This window comes from Gammaproteobacteria bacterium (assembly GCA_013001575.1).
GTDB lineage: Bacteria > Pseudomonadota > Gammaproteobacteria > Steroidobacterales > JABDMI01 > JABDMI01.
Window position 1 is genome coordinate 1 of record JABDMI010000077.1, and the last position, 3,213, is coordinate 3,213.

Genomic DNA, 3,213 nt, shown 5'->3' on the forward strand with positions numbered 1-3,213 from the left:
AGTTATGCTATTTGAGATCCTGAATCGAGTTCAGGAATTCAGATAAATCGAATCCCTTGAAACTGTACAACAGTTATCGAGGGTCTCATTGGTTAGGCTTTTGAGATCCTGAATCAAGTTCAGGAATTCATTAAGTCGAATCCCTTGAAGTGACAAAGTCGCTATCGAGGGTCTCATTGGTTAGGCTTTTGAGATCCTGAATCAAGTTCAGGAATTCGGATCACTTGCTGTCACTTCCACAATTTATCTTTCAACATCTCATGCGCGGCGTTGTGGCCGGGGACGCCGGTGACGCCGCCGCCGGGGTGGGTGCCGGAGCCGCAGAGATACAGGCCTTTGATCGGGCTGCGGTAGGTGCCGTAGCCGAGCATGGGTCGGCTGGAGTACATTTGGTCCAGGCTTAAAACCCCGTGCATGATGTCGCCTTTAGTGAGTCCAATTTTTCTTTCCAGATCCAGTGGACTCAAGACCTGCATGCCGACGATCGAGGCTTTGAATCCCGGCGCGTGTGCTTCCACGCAATTCAGAATCGTTTCCACGGCCGCGTCGCGATGGGTGTCCCAATTGTCGATATCACCGTCAACATCGGGTTCAAACTGTTGGCAGAACAAACTGGCGACGTGTTGTCCGGGCGGGGCCAGGGAATCGTCGAGGGTCGAGGGGATGAGCATTTCCACCACCGGTTGTTTTGACCAGCCGTGTTGGCGGGCGTCGAGGTAGGCCTGGTCCAGATAATCCAGAGTCGGGCCGATGACAATGCCGCCGGTGAGATGTTGCGTACTCGCTCGGTCCTGTTCTTGCAAACAGCTAAAACTCGGTAACTTGTCCAAGGCCACATTCATGCGAAAGGTGCCCGAAGCGTTTTTGTAATGTTTGATCCTGCGGGTGAAAGATTCGGGTAGCACGGACGCATCCACCAGTTTGTCGAACAACAAACTTGGATTGACATTCGCGGCCAGGGTGCGGGCCATGATCTGTTGACCGTCGCACAATTCCACACCGGTGGCATAGCCGTTGGCGCTTAACACTTTGCTGACCTCGGCCTTTAATACGATCTCAACCCCCTGTTGTTGGCAGGCTTTTTGCATCGCCTGGGTGATCGCCCCCATGCCGCCCACCGCGTGACCCCACACACCTTGTTTGCCATTCACTTCGCCAAAGGCGTGATGCATTAATACATACGCTGTGCCCGGGGTGTGCGGTGACGCGTAGGTGCCGACAATGCCGTCAAACGCGAAGGCGCCTTTGACAAATTCGTTCTCGAAATACAATGACAAAAAGTCGGCCACACTTTTGGTGAAAATGTCCATGAGCACGGTTTTTTGTTCGGTCGTCAATTTTCGCGTGCGATTGCCTAAGGCGATGAGTTTGAGTACGTCTTTGAGACCGCCGCCGGCATTCGGCGGGGTTTTGAGTAACTGATCCCGGATCAGGTTCGCGACCAGTTCGATGTCGGCAAAATATCGCTCGAGATTGTCGGCGTCGTGTTGCGAATAACGGGCGATCTCTTTTTTTAAATGCTCGAAACCCACCGCAAAGGCCAGGAAGTCATGCTTGCCATTATGCTGATGCGGCCAGAAGTTATTGACCTTGCGCTCCAAAATTTTCAAACCATGGCGATGCAGGTCCATGTCGGTGATGACTTTGGGATTGAGTAAGGACACCGTGTACGAAGCCACCGAATTTTTAAAGCCCGGATGAAACTCTTCGGTGATGGCGGCTCCGCCCACTTGCTCGCCACGTTCCAGGACGGTGACCTTGGCGCCGGCCTTGGCCAGATAAAACGCACACACCAGGCCGTTATGCCCGCCACCGATCACGATGACGTCGTCGCTTGTATTTGCAGGCAATGAAGTTGTTGGCACTACAGTTCTTGGCATTTTTGTTTTATGTCTTAAAGTTCTTGGCTTTATTGTTTATGTCTTAAAGCTCTTGGCTTTAAAGAATCGTTCCCACCAGTTTGCCGACCCAATGGGTCAGTAACATCGCGCCACCGCCCCAGAAGGTGATGCGGGCAATACTGCGGGTCACCCCCGCATCACCAAGTTTGGCGGCCAGCAAACCCAGTCCGGCCAGGGAGGCCAATGAAGCGAGCGGTACGCTCAAGGCAATCTGTTCAACTTTGCTCAAGGCGGCCACCAGTAAGGGTAAGGCCGCGCCCAGGGAAAACGCCAGGGCCGAGGTGATGGCTGCTTGCATGGGTCGCGCGGCGGTCATGTCCATGATACCCAGCTCGTCGCGGGCATGCGCGCCGATGGCGTCGTGTTCGGTCAATTGGGTAGCAACCTGGTCGGCGAGTTCGTCACTCAAGCCGCGATGTATATAGATCAGTTTCAGTTCCTGGCGTTCGTATTCGGGATTGTGTTCCAGTTCATAAGCCTCCTTGGCCAGATCGGCTTTTTCAATATCGGCTTGCGAACTGACCGAGACGTATTCCCCGGCTGCCATACTCATCGCCCCCGCGACCAGTCCGGCGGTGCCCGCGATCAGCACCGTTTGGGTGGACGCGTTGGCGGCGGCCACCCCCAGGATCAAACTCGCGGTGGACACAATGCCGTCGTTGGCACCCAGCACCGCGGCGCGTAACCAGCCAGTGCGATGCACGCGATGTATTTCATGATGGATAGTTTCTGTCATATTAGTTTAATTCGAAAGAGTGTGTATTCTGGGAAGGATCATTTTACCGTGATGGTGATCTTTTCAGACAGCACCGGAGTCGAGTGCGGGATATGGGCGTAATTGCCCAGTAACAATTGCAAAGTGTGTGTGCCCGGCGCCAATTCGAGGAGGGTTTCGGTTTGACCCTTGCCAAAATGTACTAAATTAGCGGTCGCCGGCAAAGGCATGCTCAGGTCGGGCAGTTCATCCACATCGATGAGTAAGTGGTGGTGCCCGGTATTCTCGATGTTGCTGCCCGCCGGGGCTACCCCCATGCCTTGCAAACCAAAGATCACCCGCAGCGGGGACGTCACGGTGGCTCCATCCGACGGGCTGATGATATATGCCGTAATAGCTTTGTCCGAATGTTCAGGGATGTTGGTATGTTCGGTGTTTTCGGCTTGAGTATTTTCGCTCGCAACATCGCAAGCAAAAAGCACAGCGCAGGTCATGACAAGTGACAAATATCGTAAAACAGTAGACATAAGCAAAGCAGCCATTCAGGTTCGACAATGATTTTACAGCTTAACATTCAGGCGTGAGCTTGTCTTGATC

3 protein-coding genes are annotated in these 3,213 nt (G+C 53.6%); all 3 read right to left on the reverse strand.

Annotation, left to right across the window (positions count from 1 at the left end):
- Nucleotides 1-230 precede the first annotated feature (230 nt).
- The 3 genes from HKN88_06875 to HKN88_06885 are packed head-to-tail and all read right to left on the reverse strand — an operon-like array spanning nt 231 to nt 3,158.
- Nucleotides 231-1,880: an NAD(P)/FAD-dependent oxidoreductase gene (locus tag HKN88_06875; protein ID NNC97781.1), complete on the reverse strand. Its 1,650-nt coding sequence runs from the start codon at nt 1,878-1,880 to the stop codon at nt 231-233.
- A gap of 58 nt (nt 1,881-1,938) precedes the next feature.
- Entirely contained in the window at nt 1,939-2,637 is a 699-nt protein-coding gene (locus tag HKN88_06880) for a VIT family protein (GenBank protein ID NNC97782.1), read from the reverse strand.
- A 38-nt stretch (nt 2,638-2,675) separates the two neighbouring features.
- A complete protein-coding gene (locus HKN88_06885; GenBank protein ID NNC97783.1) occupies nt 2,676-3,158 on the reverse strand; it encodes a DUF4399 domain-containing protein in 483 nt (160 codons plus the stop codon).
- Nucleotides 3,159-3,213: the final 55 nt, after the last annotated feature.

Coding starts and splice junctions, on each gene's coding strand:
- HKN88_06875 (NNC97781.1), bottom strand. CDS start 1,880: ATGCCAAGAACTGTAGTGCCAACAACTTCATTGCCTGCAAATACAAGC.
- HKN88_06880 (NNC97782.1), bottom strand. CDS start 2,637: ATGACAGAAACTATCCATCATGAAATACATCGCGTGCATCGCACTGGC.
- HKN88_06885 (NNC97783.1), bottom strand. CDS start 3,158: ATGGCTGCTTTGCTTATGTCTACTGTTTTACGATATTTGTCACTTGTC.